We start from the raw sequence: 16885 nt of genomic DNA on the forward strand, positions 1-16885 counted from the left end.
GCACCCCATTGAACACCTCCAACTTGATGAGCCGTCTGCTGGCCCCCTGCGCCCTGGCGATCAGCCTGGCCGCCTGCTCACCCTCGGGTGACCAGGCCCAGGCGAACAAAACCCTGAACATTGCGTTTTTTGGCGACAACACCACTCTGGTCAGCGTCGACCCGTTCCAGGTCTATTGGCTGGAACACCGCGTGCTGCTGCGCAATGTCGCCGAGTCACTCACCGACCAGGACCCGGCCACCGGCAAGATCATCCCGTGGCTGGCCAAGAGCTGGGAGATCAGTGACGACGCGCTGACCTACACCTTCCACCTGCGCGACAACGTGACGTTCAGCAATGGCGAGCGCTTCGACGCCAAGGCGGTGAAAACCGCGTTCGACAGCGACAAGGCCCTGGCCACCGAGCTGCCGGCGACGTTTGGCGCCACCTACCTGGCGGGTTATGACCACGCCGAAGTGGTCGACGATTTCACCGTCAAGCTGGTCCTGGCCAAGCCCAACGCGGGCTTTTTACAAGCCACCTCCACCACCAACCTGGCCATTCTCGCGCCCGCCTCTTACAAGCTGACGGTCAAGGAGCGCTCACTGGGCCAGATCATCGGCACCGGGCCGTTCGTGCTGGCCAGCTATACCCCGGAAGTCGGCGCGCACCTGACCAAACGCAAGGGTTACGCCTGGCCCTCGGCGAATATGAAAAACCCCGGTGAAGCGCACCTGGACGCCGTCGACATCAGCTACATCCCCGAAGAGAGCGTGCGCAACGGCCTGTTCCTGCAGGGTAAGGCCGACATCCTGTGGCCACGCAACCCGTTTTCGGAAGTCGACCTGAAGCTGTTCCAGTCCAAGGGCGCGACCATCCAGAGCCGCTCGCTGCCGGGCCCGGCGCTGAACCTGTACCCCAACACCCGTGGTGAACGCATCCTCGCCGATCAACAAGTGCGCCTGGCCGTGCAAAAGTCCATCGACCGCAAGAGCTACGCCAGCACCGTGTACAACGCCGAATTCCCGGTGGTGGACGGCATCTTCGACGTGACCACGCCGTACTTCAAAAGCCAGGGCAGCAAGCTCGGCTACGACCCGGCAGCTGCCGAGAAACTGTTGGACCAGGCCGGCTGGGCCAAGGGCACGGACGGTTACCGCAGCAAAAACGGCAAGCGCCTGAGCCTGAGCTACAACATCAGCCCGGCCGAAACCGCCGGTGACGTGCTGATCCAGGACCAACTGCGCAAGGTCGGCATCGAGTTGAAACTCAGCGTGGTCACCCGCGCCGAATGGGTGGCCAACAACTCCGCCGGCAACTACGACCTGACCATCAACTACATGACCCGCGCCGACCCGATCATCCTGCAAACCATCCTCGACCCGCGCAGCGCCAACAGCTCCACCGTGGCCACCAACACCTACGAACCGGCCACCCTGGAAAAAGCCAAGGGCTTGTTCGACGCCGGCATCACCGCCACCCAAGGCGCACAGCGCGCCGCCGCCTACGGCGATCTGCAGGACCTGCTGATCGACGAAAGCTCGGCGTTCCCGGTGTACGAGCGCGTGTGGCAGGCGGCGACGTCGCCCAAGGTGAAGAACTTTCGCTGGACCGCCGAGGGCTTCGCGCTGCTGGGTGATATCGAGATCGGCACGCCATGAGCCGCTACCTGATCGGCCGCGTCGGCCAGGCCCTGCTGGTGCTGTGGGGGGCCTATAGCATCACCTACTTCATCCTCTACCTGCTGCCGGGCGACACGCTGTCGATCATGCTCAGTGCCTCGGGCATGGAGGCCGATTCGCTGTCGGTGGCCGACCTGGCCAAGGCGCGCGCCTATTACGGCCTGGACAAGGGCCTGTTCGAGCAATATATCGACCTGCTGCTGGGCGCCTTGCACGGCGACTTCGGCCAGTCCCTGTCGCTGAACCGCCCGGTCGCCGAGTTGCTCGCCGAGCGCTTGCCGCAAACCCTGTCCCTGGCCGGGCTGGCGATTGTGTTGTCGCTGGTGGGCGGCATCGGCCTGGCCTACCTGACCGCCTATATCCGCTGGCAACCGCTGAAAAAGGCCCTGGCGCGCCTGCCCTCCCTGGGCTTTTCGGTGCCGGTGTTCTGGATGGGCCTGTTGCTGATCCAGGTGTTTGCCTTTGGCCTCGGCTGGTTCCCCGCCACCGGCAGCCGGGGCTTTGAAAGCCTGATACTGCCGGCGATCACCCTGGCGATTCCCAGTGCGGCGGTGTACGCCCAGGTGCTGCAGCGCAGTTTCCAGGGCGTGTGGCAGGAGGCGTATATCGTCACCGCCTACGCCAAGGGCCTGAGCCGTGGCCAGGTGCAGGCGCGCCACGGGTTTCGCAACGCGGCGCTGCCGATTCTCACGCTGATCGGCCTGCAGGTGGGCAACACCGTGTCCGGGGCGGTGCTGGTGGAAACCATCTTCGCCCGCTCCGGCATCGGCCGCCTGGCCCAGGAAGCCGTGCTGCGCCAGGACATCCCGGTGGTGCTGGCGATTGTCGCGGTGTCGGCGGCAGCCTTTGTGCTGGTCAACCTGCTGGTGGACCTGCTGTACCCGTGGCTCGACCCGCGCATCTCCCACACGCCAAAGGTGTCCTAGACCATGACCATCCTTGAGCAAAACCTCGGCCTTACGCCCCCACTCTGGCAACGCCGCAGCCGCAGGCAACGCGCCACGGCGGCGGTACTGCCGTTGCTGCGCCGGCCGGGCTTCAGCCTGGCGGTGCTGATCGTGTTGTTTGCATTGCTGGCCGCCGTGGCGCCGCAGTGGCTGACCAGCTTCGACCCTTACGCCACCGCCCCGGCGGTCAAGCTCACCGCGCCGAACCTGACCCACTGGTTCGGCACCGACGAGTTGGGCCGCGACCTGTACACCCGCGTGGTCTACGGCTCCAGCCTGTCGGTGCTGGCGGCTTTTCTGGCGGTGGGGATCGCGCTGTTGGGTGGGCTGGGGCTGGGCATTTTGTCGGGTTTTGCCGGCGGGCGTATCGATGCGGTGATCATGCGCTTTGTCGACGTATTGCTCGCCCTGCCCGGCTTGCTGCTGGCCCTGGCGATTGTCACCGCGATCGGCTTCGGCACGGTGCCGGTGGCTATCGCCGTGGGCGTCGGGATTATTCCCGGATTCGCCCGCACCACCCGTGCCGAGGTGCTGCGGGTCAAGACCTTGCCGTATGTGGAAGCCGCGCGCCTGGGCGGCGCCAGCTGGGGCCGCACCTTGCTGCGGCACATCCTGCCCAACGCCTGGGGCCCGGTGGCGGTGCTGGCGACCCTGGATTTCGGCGCGGCGATCCTGGCCACCGCCGGCCTGAGTTTTCTCGGTTTCGGCGCTGCACCACCGGCCGCCGAATGGGGCACGTTGATCGCCAACGGTCGACACTTTCTGATCACCGCGCCGTGGGTGTCGTTGCTGCCAGGCTTGTTCCTGGTCGCGGTGGTGTTCAGCCTCAACCATATTGCCCGCACGTTCGAGGAGGTTCAGCGATGAATGCTTTAGTCGATGTTCACAAGCTTAGTGTCAGCTACCGGCACGGCAATCTGGCGGTAAACCAGCTGTCACTGACCATCGCCCAAGGCGAGACGCTGGCGATTGTCGGCGAGTCGGGCTCGGGTAAGTCTACCCTGGCCAACGCGATTCTCGGCCTGCTGCCGGACAGCGCAAACATCAGCGCCGGCGAGCTGTGGGTGGACGGCAACAACCTCACCCACGCCAGCGAACGCCAGAAACGCAGCCTGCGCGGGCGCACCATCGGCCTGGTGCCCCAGGACCCGATGGTCAGCCTCAACCCAACCCTGCGCGTCGGCCAGCAGATTGCCGAGGCGCTGATCCTGGCCAAGGGCAAACGCTACCCCGGCGTCGATGCGGATATCGTCGAGTTGCTGCAACAGGTGGGCATCGACAAGCCGGTGCTGCGCGCACGCCAGTACCCGCATGAACTCTCCGGCGGCATGCGCCAGCGCGTGCTAATCGCCATCGCCCTGGCCGGCAACCCACGCTTGATCATCGCCGACGAACCGACCAGCGCCCTCGACGTGACGGTGCAGCGCAAGATCCTCGACCACCTGCAGCGGCTGGTCAGTGAACGCGGGATTTCGTTGCTGATCATCACCCACGACCTTGGCGTGGCGCTGGATCGCGCCGACCGCATCCTGGTGATGCAGCAGGGGCAAGTGGTCGAACACGGCGCGCCACGGCAGATCCTCGGCGCGCCGCAGCATGACTACACCCGTGCCTTGATCGCCGCCGCGCCGGCGTTCGCCAAGCGCCGCCCGCCGCTGGCGCGACCGGACCCGACGCAGCCGCCGATCCTGCAACTGCAAAACGTCGGCAAGACTTTTGCGCTGCCCAGGGTCAAGGGCGAAGACGCGACCTTTGTGGCCCTGGAGGACTTGAGCCTGCAGGTCTACCCCGGGCAGACCCTGGCGATTGTCGGCGAGTCCGGCTCGGGCAAAAGCACTGCGCTGCGCATCGCTCTGGGCCTGGAAAAACCCAGCCGTGGGCGGGTGTGGTTCGAGCAACAGGACGTCACCGACCTCAGCTGGCGCGACTTCCGCCCGCTGCGCCAGCGCCTGCAACTGGTGCAACAAAACCCGTTCGCCGCGCTGGACCCACGCTTCACGGTGTTCGACAGCATCGTCGAGCCGCTGGTGTCGTTCGGTTTGCTCAAGGGCCTCGCCCTGGAGCAGGCCGCGCGCGAGCTGATCAGTCGCGTGCATTTGCCGGTGAGCTTCCTCGATCGTTTGCCGCGCGAGCTGTCCGGTGGCCAGTGCCAGCGGGTCGCCATCGCCCGTGCCCTGGCGCTGAAACCGGATCTGTTGCTGCTGGATGAACCGGTCAGCGCCCTCGACGTGTCGGTGCAGGCGCACATCCTTGAACTGCTGCAAGAGCTGCAACGGGACATGGGCATTGCCTACGTGCTGGTGTCCCACGACTTGTCGGTGGTTGCCAACTTCGCCCATGAAGTACTGGTGTTGCGCAATGGCCGGGTGGTCGAGCAGGGCTCGGTGGAGCGCATCTTCAACCGCCCGACCAGCGACTACACCCGTGAGTTGATTGGCGCCATCCCTGGCCAGCACGCTACCGCGAGCGCCGCCTGAGCGGCGTTTTACTCGGCGGCACAATCTCGCGCGGTGATGCCCTTCTCCTGGGCATACGCGGCGGACTTGGCCTCGATCAACGGGCGCAGGGTGGCGCGGTCGGCTTGTAGCCAGTCGGTCACCAGCACCCACTTCTGCCCGTCCCACTGCTGAACCCGGGCCGAGCCGCCGCCTTCGTGGTCGGCGCACGACAGCTTCAACGGCGCCAGCAACCCTTCGAAGCCCATGGCCTTGAGGCGCGCGGCGTCGATGTCCAGGTGTTCGAAGGCCCAGCGGGTTTCTTCGCCATTGAGTGCCCGGTTGCCGAATTTGGCCTGGCCGGTGCGTAGCGCTTCCACGGCAATTGCGGCATTGATCAGGCCGATGTTGTAGTAGACCTTGCCGAAATAGCTGGCGTCCTTGAGGTTGCTCTTGCCCGGATCGAGGATGAACTGCTTGAGCTTTTTATGGATTTCAAAGCTGTCGCCACCGGGGAACGGCGCCAGCGCCTGGTAGCCCTTGGCGGCAGTGCCGGCGGGAATCACGTCGGCTTCGGAGCCGGCCCACACGTCACCGATCAAGCGGTCCACGGGAATGCCGAAGCGCACGGCAGTCTTGATGCCGACCGGCGTGGACACGCCCCAGGTGCGCAGGAACACCCAGTCCGGGTTGATCTGGCGCACCTGGCGCCATTGGGTCGATTGCTCGCTGCCAGGGTCGGCGACCGGTATCTGAATGTTCTCGAAGCCGTACTTTTCCGCCAGCAGTTGCATGGCCGCCTGGGTTTCACGCCCGTAGGCGGAGTCGTGGTACACCGTGACGATCTTCTTGCCCTTGAGCTTGTCCAGGCCTCCCTCACGCTGGGCAATGTAGTTGATCCCCACCGAGGCCTGGCCGTAGTAGTTCAGCAACAGCGGGAACGCATAGGGGAACACGCGGCCGTCGGTGGACTCGGTGCGCCCGCCCGCGCCGTCGATCAGCGGGATATGGTCGACGGCGGCACGGTCCATCAAGGCATACGAGGCCGGAGTGCTGTGGGTGAAGAAGAACCCGGTGGGCGCGCCATCCAGGCCGTCCTTGTAGCGTTCGTAGCATTCGATGATGCGGTCGGTTTTCCATTCCGTCTCGCATTCCTGCCAGACCAGCTTGACACCGTTCACGCCGCCTTCGACTTCGTTGATGTAGCGGAAGTAGTCAATCTCCCCGGCCCACCACGGAATACCGCTGGAGGCATAGGCGCCGACCCGGTAGGTGGCCAGCGGGATGAACTGTTGCTCGTTGGCGGCCTGGGCGACCGTGGACAAGGGCCCGCCCAAGGCGCCGAGGGCCAGCAGGCTGGCGATAAGGGTGCGTTGCAAGACGTTGTGCATGGGTGTGGTTTCTTATGAAAGGTGGGGGTTTCCTCCCGTGGTCGGGTCAGCGTCAGACGAGTGACAACACGATTCATGCCAAGCCTATGCGCCCTCGCCTGCAAGGGTTTGCACCGGTGCACTCACGCCTGCGGCCTGGGCAATCGAACACTTTATTGAACCGCTGTTGCGCCACCAACACTGCGTTCGCGATGCCTGCGGCAAAATAGCGCGTTTTACTTCGCGCCCGAACTGCGGCTAAATATCCGCCCCTTTGCCTCGACACCTGTAATGGCCACGTTCAAACGCATAAGCCCCTGGGTCGCCTGCCTGGCCCTGCTGCTGAACATGCTGGCCATGCCGCTGAGCCGCGCGATGCAGGCGCCGGACGCAGGCCTGATGCTGTGGGGCGGATTTTGCTCCGGGGGCGGCTCGCAAGCCCTGCCGCCAGGCTTTGACACGCTGATCGACCCGCTGCAATCGGGGCCGACGCACACCGCGATGAAACACAGCGACTGCTGCTGTGGCCATGCCGGCCTGGCTGCGCTGCCGTCCGACTACTACCGGCATTGGTTGCCGCGTTTCACGCCGGACACCCTCCTCGACAACCCACCCCTGCCCGTCCTGCACCCGAGGATTCGCTGGCCCAACCTGAGCCCCCGCGCCTCACCGGTTGCCTGATCGACCTCACATTCGTTGTGTTCGTCTTTTGGTCATCAAGAGGACTGCCTCATGCCTGCTTCATCGCTTTTGCCCGGCGCCACGCGTCGCTCGGGTTCGCGTTACCTGTGGCCGCTGCTTTCAACCGGCCTGTTCACGCTTCACCCGTTCGCCGCCACCGCCAATACTGAAGATTCAACCCTCACCCTCGGCACCGTCACGGTCCAGGGCGCAACCGCCGGCAGCGGCCCGTTGAGCACCAGCAGCGTGCTCAGCTCCGTGGATATCCTCGGCGCCGACATCCTCGAAAAAATGCCGGTCAACTACAGCTGGGAGCTGTTCAGCCGCGCGCCGGGGGTGATGCTCACCGAGTTCAACCAAGGCACCACCTCCGGCAAGATCTCCTTTCGTGGCTTCAACGGCGAAGGTGAAGTGAATGCGGTGAAGCTGCTGATCGACGGCATTCCCAGCAACAGCAACGACGGCAACATGCCGTTTATGGACATGATTTTCCCGCTGGAGCTGGACAGCATCGAAGTGGTGCGCGGCACCAGCGATGCGCGCTACGGCCTCAACAACATTGCCGGCAACGTCAATATGCTCACGCGCACCGGCGGCGATTACACCAAGGCGCGGCTGCGCTACGGCAGTTTCAACACCCGGGAAGCCCAACTCGCGAAAGGCATCGAGAGCAGCAACTGGACGCAGAATTACTTCTTCGCCTATCAGAAGTCCGACGGTTACCGCGACCACGCCGAGGCGGACAAATTCTCGATGGCCGGCAAGTGGTTCTACACCCCCGACGACAACCGCTACCGCCTCGGCCTGATCGCCCGCCACTACGAGACCGAGGCGCAGGAGCCCGGCTATTTGAGCGAAGACGATGCCCGCCGGCATCCGACCATGACCAACAGTTACAACGCCACCGACAAAGGCACCCGGCGCATGAACCAGGTCAGCCTGCACTTCGACACCGAACCGGCGCAGACACTCGCCTGGTCGGCCAAGACCTACGTCAACACCTTCGATGACCGGCGCTGGACCCAATATTGGCGCACCAGTGCCCAACAGGAGCGCGACACCTACGAAACCCAGTACGGCGCCCTCACCTCACTGACCTGGCGCCCGCAGGTCAGTTGGCTGTATGACTTTGCCCTGGAAGGTGGCGCAGACGTGCAACAGCAACAGAACAAGAGCGAGCGCTACCGCACGCAAAACCGTGCGCGACTGGCGCAAACCCGTGACCAGCAGTTCGATTTCGACACCTACGGGGCCTACGTGCAGGCCGAGATCAAGCCGTTCGAATCACTGAAGATCATCCCGGCGTATCGCGTCGATAAGATCCAGGGGGATTTCACCAACCAAATGACCGGCCAGGATTACGACATCAATGACTACGGGCTGATCAAGCAACCCAAGCTCAGCGTGGTGTATTCGCCGTGGGACGTGGCCAGCCTGTACGCCAACTGGGGCCGCACGTTCCAGGTCGGCACGGGGGCGGCGGCCTACAAGATTCCGCCACGGGACACCGACCTGGCGCCGTCGATCAATGAAGGCTGGGAAACCGGCATCAAGTTCACCCCGGCCGACTGGATTGACGGCCGTGTGGCCTATTGGCAACAGGAAGCCAGTGGCGAAGTCAGCCGCCGGCTCAACGACCCGAGTGGCGAGTCGGATAACGTAGGCGAAACCCGCCGCTGGGGCTACGACGCGCAGTTGAACCTGCACCCGAACGAGCGCACCGAGATCTGGATGGCCTACGCCTGGCAGTATTCGAAGATCCTGCAGCCCAGCGCGACCTTGCCAGGCAGCAAAGGCCAGGAAATCGACCACATCCCCCATCACCTGTACAACGCCGGCGTCAGCTACCAGGCCACGCCTGCGCTGCAACTCACCGCATGGATGAACGGCCAGACGAACTACTACCTGGAACGCGAGAACACCAAAGGCACTTACGGCGGCTACGTGCTGATGAACCTGGGCGCGACGTACCAGGTGACCGAATCGGTCAGTGTGGACCTGCAGCTGAAGAACCTCACCAACCGCTATTACGAATACGCCTGGTACGACCCGGACGGTGCAAAGGCCTCGCTGCATTCACCCGGTGATGGGCGCGCATTGTATAGCGGGGTGACGTTGGACTTTTGACGGAAAAAAAGGCTTATGTGGCGAGCGCGCTCGTCATATAAGCCGGATCGTCACGCTGGTTACTGCTTCGCGTGCTTGACCTGAACCTCAGGCATCGCTGAGGAATGGTGGTTAAGGATCTTCCACTGGCCGCCCACCTGCTCGTAGACAAACGTATAGCGCGCCTGCACATGGCGGGTCTGGCCGTCTGCCTCGGTCAGGGTGAAGGTGTAGACCCCGCTGTCCATCGCCACATTGCTGCCCAGTTGGCGGATTTCACGGTAGTTGATCTGCCCTACCGGCTTGAGCGCGAGAAAGTGATCAAAGTAGTCCTTGATCTGATCCGGCGTAGTGCGCACCTGATTGGACACCGTCGGCTGCAACACCGCGCCTGGTGCATACAGGTCCACCACCGATTTGACGTTGCCGGTCTGCAATGCGCTGTTCCAGCGGTCAAACAGCCCGGCAATCTCGCGGTCTTTCACATTGGCTGGCGCCTGCGCCACTTCACGGTAGACATATGGAGTCGTCTCTGCGGCCTGAACCAACGGCACGCTCAAAGCGAAAAGCAGGGCGATGGAGGTGGTTTTGAAATTCATGGTGATACTCCAGGGGTGGTCGTTGTGCCCACTTTGCCAACCTCCCCGCCTCCCGCCATCGGCCAACCGGAGTCATTTAACTATGCCATTTGGCAGATGGCGCCCAGCTCGCTCTACAAGGTTTAATAGCCTCCCTCGCATCCGCGAGGCTGCGCCCACACCGGAGCACCCGAATGCCAAACACACCCCACGACCCCGGCAGTGCCTTGGCTATCCGCGCGCATTATCGACAATCCGAAAGTCGCACCGCTCGCCTGCGCCTGTTGGTCGACACCGGGCAGGCATTGCCCCAACTGGCCCCCGACGCCATGCGCGAACGGGTACTTGCGCGAGCCTGCGCGTTCCTGGCGATGGACCACGGGTTGATTCAGGAATGGGACGCCGATGGCAGCCCTACGATTACCGCACGCCTGGGTAGTCAGGAACGACTCCACAGCCTCACCGCCACCGCCGACCGCAGCCTGCGTACACCGTGCTGGCTGGAGTTGCCGGGAAGCACACTGCCCAGTGTGTTACAGGTGCCGTTGCTCGGTGGCGATGGCATTACTTTTGGCGTTTTGGTGCTGGGCAATAGCGTCAGCCTGCGTGCGCCAGAGCATGAAGACAGCGAATCCCTGCAATTGCTCGCGACCCTGCTGGCCGCGCACCTGGAAAACGATCGCCTGCTCAAGACCCTCAAAACCCGCGACCGGACCCTGTCCGAGCTGGTCAACCGCTTGCTTAGTGCCCAGGAAGATGAGCGCAAACGCGTGGCCTACGACTTGCACGACGGCCTGGCGCAAACCTTGGCCGGCTTGCACCAGCGCCTGCAAGGCTTCGCTGGCCGTTGCCCGACGCTGCCGGGCAGTTTGAACGCCGACTTACAGGCGATCCTGAACCTGGCCCAACACTCGGTGGGCGAAGGCCGGCAATTGATCGCCGGCCTGCGCCCGACAGTGCTGGATGATTTCGGCCTGTTCAAGGCACTGGACAAAGAGGCTGACCGCCTGCGCGAGGCGAATATCAACGTGCAATGGACCGCAACCTACGACGGACGCTTGCCCAGCCCAGTGGAAATCGCCTTGTTCAGAATCGGCCAGGAAGCCATCAACAATGTGCTCAAACATGCGCGGGCCAGCCAGGTCCAGCTAGCGCTGCAGCTGAACGCCGACCAGGCCTCGCTGCAGGTCATCGACAACGGCAAGGGCTTCGCCCTCGACCAACCGCTCGACACCCAGGATGCGCAGCACCTGGGCCTCGCCACCATGCACGAGCGTGCGAGCCTGCTGGGCGGCGTGCTGGTTTGCGCCAGCACGCTGGGCGGCGGCACCCAACTGCACGCCCGCGTGCCTGCCCACCTCAATGGAAGACTGCAATGAGCGCCTTAGTACGCCTGGTTCTGGCGGATGATCATGAAGTCACACGCACCGGTTTCGTCGCCTTGCTGGCGGGGCACCCGCAGTTCGAAGTGGTCGGCCAGGCGAGTGATGGCCAGCAAGCGGTGGAACTGTGCGAACAGTTGCTGCCCGACATCGTGATCCTCGACATTCGCATGCCGGTGCTCAATGGCCTGGGTGCCGCGCGCTTGCTGCAACAGCGCCTGCCGGCACTGAAGGTGATGATCTTCACGATGGACGACAGCGTCGATCACCTGGAAGCCGCGATGAATGCCGGCGCCGTGGGCTACTTGCTCAAAGACGCCAGCCGCGATGAAGTGATCGACGCCTTGCAACGGGTAGCCGCCGGTGAAGAGGCGCTCAACAGCGCGGTGAGCGCCCGCCTGCTGCGGCGCATGACCGAGCGCAACGCCAATGGCGCGACGGCCACGGAAAACCTGACCCCACGCGAGCGTCAGGTGCTCGGGCTGGTCGCGAACGGGATGAGCAATCGGCAAATCGGTGAACGCCTGGGGATTACCACCGGCACCGCCAAAGCCCACGTCGAACGCGTGATCGGCAAGCTCGGTGCAGCCGATCGCACCCAGGCGGCCGTGCGGGGTATCGCGTTGGGCCTGGTGACGCAAGCATGATGCGCATGTACGCCAGGCGTTGGGCGGACCTGCCCTTGCGCGGCAAGGCGCTGGTGGTGATTTCGCTGCCGCTGGTAGTGCTGTTGTTGTCCCTGGTACTGATCTACATCACCGAACGACAGACCGCCCGCGCAGAAGAGGACGTGCGCCGGGTGCTGCGCGTGCAAGGCGATATCCGCGCCGTGCACACGCTGCTGGCCGAAGCCGCCGCCAGCGTGCGCGGCTACCTGCTGACCCGCCACGAGGATTTCCTGCCGGGGTACCTCAACGCCACGCCGCAGATCGAGTCAGCCCTGCGGCGCCTCGACGGCGATGTTCGCGACTCACGCGTGCGTGAGCAGCTCGCGTCGATCAGGCCGCTGATCCACAGCAAAATCGATGGCCTGGAAGACATGCTCAGCGACCCGACGATGAGCCCTGAGTCGATAACCAGCACGCTGGTCAGCAACAAACACATCCTCGACGCCTTGCGTCAGCACATCGGCACCATGCTCACCCTTGAGGACTCGTTGCTCGCCGAACGCACCACGGCGGCTGCCGAAACACGCCAGCGGTTGCTGCTGTCCACCTGGCTGGCGGCCATCTGCGGGCTGTTTGGCGCAATCGTCGCGGTGCTGTTTCTGTCCAAGGGCATTGTTGCGCGGGTGCAGCAGGTGCAAGGCAACGCGCAACGCCTGGCCCTCGGTCAGCCCCTACAGCCGCAGCCGCCGGAAAACGACGAGATCGGCCAGTTGGGCACGCGCTTGGTGGAGGCCGGCTTGCTGCTGGCCGAACGCGAGCGTGCATTGCGCGAGAATGAAGAACGCCTGCGGCTGATCATTGATGGGGTCAAGGACTACGGGATCTTTGCCCTCGATATTGTCGGCCATGTCACCAGCTGGAACGCCGGTGCGGAACGCATCAAGGGCTACACCGAACAGGAAATCATCGGCCAGCATTTTTCGCTGTTCTACCTGCCTCAGGAGTGCCCGCAACACCCGGCCATGGCGTTGGATGAAGCCACCCGCCACGGGCATTACATGGAAGAAGGCTGGCGCCTGCGCCAGGACGGCACGCGCTTCTGGGCCAGCGTGGTGATTACCGCGCAGTACGACAGTACCGGCGCGTTACGTGGCTTCTCGAAGATCACACGTGACATCACCGACCGCCGCGCGGCGGAGATTGCGCTGGGCACCGCCCGCGAGGAAGCCGAACGGGCCAGCCGGGCCAAGAGCGAGTTCCTCTCGCGCATGAGCCACGAACTGCGCACCCCGCTCAACTCGATCCTGGGCTTTGCGCAACTGCTGGACCTGGATTCGGCGGTAGGGCAAAAAGCGCAAGTCGGTCATATCCTGCGCGCGGGCCAACACCTGCTGACGCTGATCAACGAAGTGCTGGACATTGCCAAGATCGAGGCGGGACGCCTGCCGTTGAACATCGAACCGATCCCCGTGGCTGGCGCGCTGCAAGAAGCCCTGGCGCTGGTGTCACCCATGGCGGCCGACGCGGGCATCCAGCTGCAGGCGTTGCCCACGCTGGCGGCGGATATCGGCATCGTTGCCGACCGACAGCGCCTGACCCAGGTGCTGCTGAACCTGCTGTCCAATGCCATTAAGTACAATCGGCCCCAGGGCCAGGTGAGCATTGAAGTCAGGGTTGAGGGGCCATGCATCGGCGTGGCCGTCTGCGATACCGGCAAGGGCATCGCGGCCGATCACATCGGGCAGCTGTTCAAGCCGTTCGAGCGCCTGGGGGCCGACCCGAACGTCGAAGGCAGCGGCCTGGGCCTGGCCCTGAGCAAAAGCCTGCTGGAAAAGATGAATGGCAAACTGAGCGTGCACAGCCAACACGGCATCGGCTCACGCTTCACCCTGGAACTGCCCTTCGTGCGCGTGCAGACGCCCAGCGACCCGACAGTTGCCGTGGTCGATACCACGCCGGTGCGCCCTGCCCCCTCGATCCACGGCAAGGTGCTGTATATCGAAGACAACCTTTCCAGCCTGGCGCTGATCGAAACCTTGCTGCACCGCAGGCCGGGCATAAAGCTGCTGTCCAGCATGCAAGGCCAACTGGGCCTGGACCTGGCCGCACAGCATGCGCCCCGGTTGATTTTGCTCGACGTGTCACTGCCGGACATCGACGGCCTCACCGTATTGCAGCGTTTACGCCGGTCGGCGATCACCCGGCACATACCGGTGCTGATGATCACCGCCGATACCAGCGACCTCACCCGACAGGCCCTGCATGACGCGGGCGCGACGGCCATCTTGAACAAGCCGATTAACGTCCCCGCCTTTCTTGCCCACCTCGACCAGTACTTCCCGGAGCCCGCGTGAACCTCGACCTGCGCATTCTGATCATCGACGACCAACGCCCCAATCTCGACCTGGTGGAGCAACTGCTGGCGCGCGAAGGGCTGAACAACGTGCTCAGCAGCACTGAGCCATTGCGCACGCTTGAGCTATTCAACAGTTTCGAACCGGACTTGGTGATTCTCGACTTGCACATGCCTGAGCTCGACGGCTTTGCGGTGCTGGAACAACTCAACCGGCGCATCCCCACTGGCGAATACCTGCCGATCCTCGTGCTGACTGCCGATGCCACCCGCGACACCCGCCTGCGCGCGCTGGCGCTCGGCGCCAGGGATTTCATCAGCAAGCCCCTGGATGCGCTGGAAACCATGCTGCGGGTGTGGAACCTGCTGGAAACCCGCGTGCTCTACAAAACCTTACGCACGCTGGTGCCGGCAGATCAGATTGAGTTGTTGCAACGGCGCGGTTCAACCGCCGGCACCGCGAACAGCGAGGCGGCGCCGCCCTCCACTATCCGGCGCTGCTAGACGCGGATTCGCTTGATGTCGCGTTGCGGCGGTTCGCCAAACAGGCGGCTGTATTCACGGCTGAACTGCGACGAGCTTTCATACCCCACGATGCCACCGGCGCTGCTTGCATCCACACCCTGGCTAAGCATCAACTGCCGTGCAGCTTGCAGCCGTAGCTGCTTCTGGTATTGCAACGGACTCATGCCCGTCAACGCGCGAAAATGCTGGCGAAACGTCGACGGACTCATATGGGCGTGGGCAGCCAGATCATCCATGCGCAGGGCCTGGCGATAATTGAGTTTCAGCCAGGCCACGGTCCTGGCAATGTGCTGGCTGGGCGACCCGGCCGCGATCACATGCAGCAACTGTGGGCCATGGGCACCGCTCAACAGCCGCGCAATCAGTTCTTCCTTGATAAGCGGAGCCAGGGTTTCAAGCAACTGCGGCTCGCCAAGCAGGTCCACCAGGCGTCGCACGGCATCCAGCACTCCGGGGTCCAGGGGTTGTACGGTCACCGCTCGGAACTCTTCCTCACGCATGCGTTGGGACAGTTTCATGCGGTCAGCCACTTGCATCACGGTGGCGTTGTCCAGCGCCAACATAATCCCCAAAAACGGTTGCGCCGCGCTCGCCTGGCTGACCTGTGAAATGACCGGCAGATCGACGCTGGTGACCATGGACTGGCCAGGCCCGTAGGTCAGCACTTCACTGCCGACCAATACCCGCTTGCAACCTTGCAAGGTGACGCCAATGCCCAGGCCGTAAATACAGTGCATGGGTGCAGTGATGTCGGTGCGCCGGTACACGTTCAGCCCAGGCAATGCGCCAATTCTTTCGTCATCACTGCCCAATGCCAGGTCCACCGCGCCCGCGAGGCGGCTGACGGCACACGCCATCGGTTCTTTCATGAGCACAGGTTGCACCTTTGATTCCTTGATCAGCACAGGTTTAGAGTTGGTCACGAACGACTCCGTTGCTCAAACGAACAATATCCGCCATGACTGCGAGGGCAATCTCGGCTGGGGTCTTGCTCCCTAAGTTAAGTCCAATCGGCGCATGGATGCGTTCGAGCATCTGCGGCGCCAAACCGCCAATGCGCTTGACCCGCTCAAGACGCTTTTCGCTGGTCCGTCTGGAGCCCATGGCGCCGATGTAAAAAGCGTTGGTTCTCACGGCTTCGAGCAATGTCAGGTCGTCCATGCGCGGGTCGTGGGTCAACGCCACAACGGCGGTGCCGGCATGGCATCCGCCTTCTGCAATGAACGTGGCAGGAAACACCTTGAGTACTTCCACCCCGGCCATGCTGAAGGCGCTGGTCAACTCGGCGCGCGGGTCGCATACGATCACCTCATAGCCCAAGGCAACTGCGAAACCAGCGCAGAACTCGGCCACCGGGGACAGGCCGGCGATTAATAATCGTTGGGCGGCCCCCATACGAATCCGCACCTGATCGGCGTCAACGACGACCGGCGCAGTGGCACCCGCATCGCTTTGCGTATCTCGGGCAGTCGTTCCAAGCGTGATATGCCGCACCACGCGCTGGCGGCCTTGCAGCGCGCCCAGCAGCACTGCGAAGTGCGTTTTCGCTGCGCAATCGGGCTCGAACTTTTCGACTAATACATCTAGCACGCCGCCACACGGCAGCTCCAGTGACGGCGCAAGCCCGCCCTCACCGTAACGCACGACATGGTTGTGCTCGACAAACTCATGGCGCCCCAACCGTTCAAGGAAGTCTTCCTCTACACAGCCGCCCGAGAGTGAACCGCAGCACTCGCCTGTCGACAAAGCGGCCAGTAGAGAACCCGGCCCTCGCGGTGCCGAACCAAAAGTCGCAAGCACCGTGCACAACCAAACACAGCGATCTTGTTCGAGCCACGTCGTGGCTTGCTGGATAACTTGGAGATCAAGGTTTTTCATGAAATGCGAACCGGCCCGGCCTTCCTCCGATGAGTGTTCCAGTGTCAGCGGAGTATGTGGAGTCAGCCGATAGAGACGATTGCCTGATCAAGGGGATTTATTGCCTATTTCAACAGAACTCGTAAAACAGGCTTGCATGTGACAAATTGTTTCTGGTTTAGGCAGTGCTCAAACTGATCAAGAACCGATGATGCCGTGAGCCTGACCGGCAATCGTCGTTGCGATGCCAGCAACAGTCTTTTGTCATCAAGCATATTGATAGCCCCCTAACGAAACCCCCATTCTAGAGGGCTAACTCGCCGCTTATATCATTCCGAATGATAGTTACCTTTGCTTCATTCGATTCGTGACATAGCACCTC

At 63.2% G+C, this 16885-nt stretch carries 14 protein-coding genes; 10 read left to right on the top strand and 4 right to left on the bottom strand.

The genetic code is table 11. The features are described from left to right. The first annotated feature begins 26 nt into the window (after window positions 1–26). Genes AC0IYH_RS01600 through AC0IYH_RS01615 form a run of 4 tightly spaced genes read left to right on the top strand, consistent with a single transcriptional unit; the run spans window position 27 to window position 5085 of the window. Window positions 27–1640, top strand: coding sequence for an ABC transporter substrate-binding protein (locus tag AC0IYH_RS01600; RefSeq protein WP_471832850.1), 1614 nt, complete (start codon window positions 27–29; stop codon window positions 1638–1640). After that, window positions 1637–2587 (top strand): ABC transporter permease, encoded by a 951-nt coding sequence (locus tag AC0IYH_RS01605; protein ID WP_116628076.1) that lies wholly within the window; start codon window positions 1637–1639, stop codon window positions 2585–2587. Before AC0IYH_RS01600 ends, AC0IYH_RS01605 begins: the two co-directional genes overlap by 4 nt. 3 nt (window positions 2588–2590) lie before the next feature. Continuing rightward, window positions 2591–3475 carry an ABC transporter permease gene (locus tag AC0IYH_RS01610; RefSeq protein WP_471832786.1) on the top strand — a complete coding sequence of 295 codons (885 nt, stop codon included), beginning with the start codon at window positions 2591–2593 and terminating at the stop codon, window positions 3473–3475. Next, window positions 3472–5085, top strand: a complete 1614-nt coding sequence (locus AC0IYH_RS01615; protein ID WP_471832787.1) for a dipeptide ABC transporter ATP-binding protein — start codon at window positions 3472–3474, stop codon at window positions 5083–5085. The genes AC0IYH_RS01610 and AC0IYH_RS01615 overlap by 4 nt, the downstream gene beginning before the upstream one ends. 8 nt (window positions 5086–5093) lie before the next feature. Here AC0IYH_RS01615 and AC0IYH_RS01620 read toward each other — a convergent pair whose 3' ends face one another. After that, the gene (locus tag AC0IYH_RS01620; RefSeq protein WP_471832788.1) at window positions 5094–6434 is read right to left on the bottom strand and encodes an ABC transporter substrate-binding protein; all 1341 of its coding nucleotides are present in this window, start codon (window positions 6432–6434) and stop codon (window positions 5094–5096) included. Between the two features lie 270 nt (window positions 6435–6704). On the opposite strand from AC0IYH_RS01620, the gene AC0IYH_RS01625 reads away from it, so the two are divergent. After that, window positions 6705–7094, top strand: a complete 390-nt coding sequence (locus tag AC0IYH_RS01625; protein WP_122772214.1) for a DUF2946 family protein — start codon at window positions 6705–6707, stop codon at window positions 7092–7094. A 51-nt stretch (window positions 7095–7145) separates the two neighbouring features. Then, complete coding sequence (locus AC0IYH_RS01630) at window positions 7146–9221, top strand: TonB-dependent receptor (RefSeq protein WP_471832789.1); 2076 nt, start codon at window positions 7146–7148, stop codon at window positions 9219–9221. A gap of 59 nt (window positions 9222–9280) precedes the next feature. On the opposite strand, the gene AC0IYH_RS01635 is transcribed toward AC0IYH_RS01630, so the two are convergent. Next, window positions 9281–9799 carry an SgcJ/EcaC family oxidoreductase gene (locus AC0IYH_RS01635; RefSeq protein WP_116628082.1) on the bottom strand — a complete coding sequence of 173 codons (519 nt, stop codon included), beginning with the start codon at window positions 9797–9799 and terminating at the stop codon, window positions 9281–9283. 173 nt (window positions 9800–9972) lie between these two features. On the opposite strand from AC0IYH_RS01635, the gene AC0IYH_RS01640 reads away from it, so the two are divergent. The 4 genes from AC0IYH_RS01640 to AC0IYH_RS01655 are packed head-to-tail and all read left to right on the top strand — an operon-like array spanning window position 9973 to window position 14625. Beyond that, window positions 9973–11157 (top strand): sensor histidine kinase, encoded by a 1185-nt coding sequence (locus tag AC0IYH_RS01640; protein ID WP_116628083.1) that lies wholly within the window; start codon window positions 9973–9975, stop codon window positions 11155–11157. Next, entirely contained in the window at window positions 11154–11807 is a 654-nt protein-coding gene (locus AC0IYH_RS01645) for a response regulator (protein ID WP_471832790.1), read from the top strand. The genes AC0IYH_RS01640 and AC0IYH_RS01645 overlap by 4 nt, the downstream gene beginning before the upstream one ends. Then, on the top strand, window positions 11804–14122 hold the full coding sequence (locus AC0IYH_RS01650; RefSeq protein ID WP_471832791.1) for an ATP-binding protein: 2319 nt from the start codon (window positions 11804–11806) through the stop codon (window positions 14120–14122). The genes AC0IYH_RS01645 and AC0IYH_RS01650 overlap by 4 nt, the downstream gene beginning before the upstream one ends. Further along, window positions 14119–14625, top strand: a complete 507-nt coding sequence (locus AC0IYH_RS01655) for a response regulator (protein WP_471832792.1) — start codon at window positions 14119–14121, stop codon at window positions 14623–14625. Before AC0IYH_RS01650 ends, AC0IYH_RS01655 begins: the two co-directional genes overlap by 4 nt. On the opposite strand, the gene AC0IYH_RS01660 is transcribed toward AC0IYH_RS01655, so the two are convergent. Beyond that, window positions 14622–15503, bottom strand: a complete 882-nt coding sequence (locus tag AC0IYH_RS01660; protein WP_122772301.1) for an AraC family transcriptional regulator — start codon at window positions 15501–15503, stop codon at window positions 14622–14624. The genes AC0IYH_RS01655 and AC0IYH_RS01660 overlap by 4 nt on opposite strands. Before the next feature lie 52 nt (window positions 15504–15555). Then, window positions 15556–16524 (bottom strand): XdhC family protein, encoded by a 969-nt coding sequence (locus AC0IYH_RS01665; RefSeq protein ID WP_471832793.1) that lies wholly within the window; start codon window positions 16522–16524, stop codon window positions 15556–15558. Window positions 16525–16885: the final 361 nt, after the last annotated feature.

The organism is Pseudomonas sp. AC463 (assembly GCF_979253585.1).

What these genes read in the sequence shown, in the direction of transcription:
- AC0IYH_RS01600 (WP_471832850.1), top strand. Translation starts at nt 27, where the DNA reads ATGAGCCGTCTGCTGGCCCCCTGCGCCCTGGCGATCAGCCTGGCCGCC.
- AC0IYH_RS01605 (WP_116628076.1), top strand. Translation starts at nt 1,637, where the DNA reads ATGAGCCGCTACCTGATCGGCCGCGTCGGCCAGGCCCTGCTGGTGCTG.
- AC0IYH_RS01610 (WP_471832786.1), top strand. Translation starts at nt 2,591, where the DNA reads ATGACCATCCTTGAGCAAAACCTCGGCCTTACGCCCCCACTCTGGCAA.
- AC0IYH_RS01615 (WP_471832787.1), top strand. Translation starts at nt 3,472, where the DNA reads ATGAATGCTTTAGTCGATGTTCACAAGCTTAGTGTCAGCTACCGGCAC.
- AC0IYH_RS01620 (WP_471832788.1), bottom strand. Translation starts at nt 6,434, where the DNA reads ATGCACAACGTCTTGCAACGCACCCTTATCGCCAGCCTGCTGGCCCTC.
- AC0IYH_RS01625 (WP_122772214.1), top strand. Translation starts at nt 6,705, where the DNA reads ATGGCCACGTTCAAACGCATAAGCCCCTGGGTCGCCTGCCTGGCCCTG.
- AC0IYH_RS01630 (WP_471832789.1), top strand. Translation starts at nt 7,146, where the DNA reads ATGCCTGCTTCATCGCTTTTGCCCGGCGCCACGCGTCGCTCGGGTTCG.
- AC0IYH_RS01635 (WP_116628082.1), bottom strand. Translation starts at nt 9,799, where the DNA reads ATGAATTTCAAAACCACCTCCATCGCCCTGCTTTTCGCTTTGAGCGTG.
- AC0IYH_RS01640 (WP_116628083.1), top strand. Translation starts at nt 9,973, where the DNA reads ATGCCAAACACACCCCACGACCCCGGCAGTGCCTTGGCTATCCGCGCG.
- AC0IYH_RS01645 (WP_471832790.1), top strand. Translation starts at nt 11,154, where the DNA reads ATGAGCGCCTTAGTACGCCTGGTTCTGGCGGATGATCATGAAGTCACA.
- AC0IYH_RS01650 (WP_471832791.1), top strand. Translation starts at nt 11,804, where the DNA reads ATGATGCGCATGTACGCCAGGCGTTGGGCGGACCTGCCCTTGCGCGGC.
- AC0IYH_RS01660 (WP_122772301.1), bottom strand. Translation starts at nt 15,503, where the DNA reads ATGGCGTGTGCCGTCAGCCGCCTCGCGGGCGCGGTGGACCTGGCATTG.
- AC0IYH_RS01665 (WP_471832793.1), bottom strand. Translation starts at nt 16,524, where the DNA reads ATGAAAAACCTTGATCTCCAAGTTATCCAGCAAGCCACGACGTGGCTC.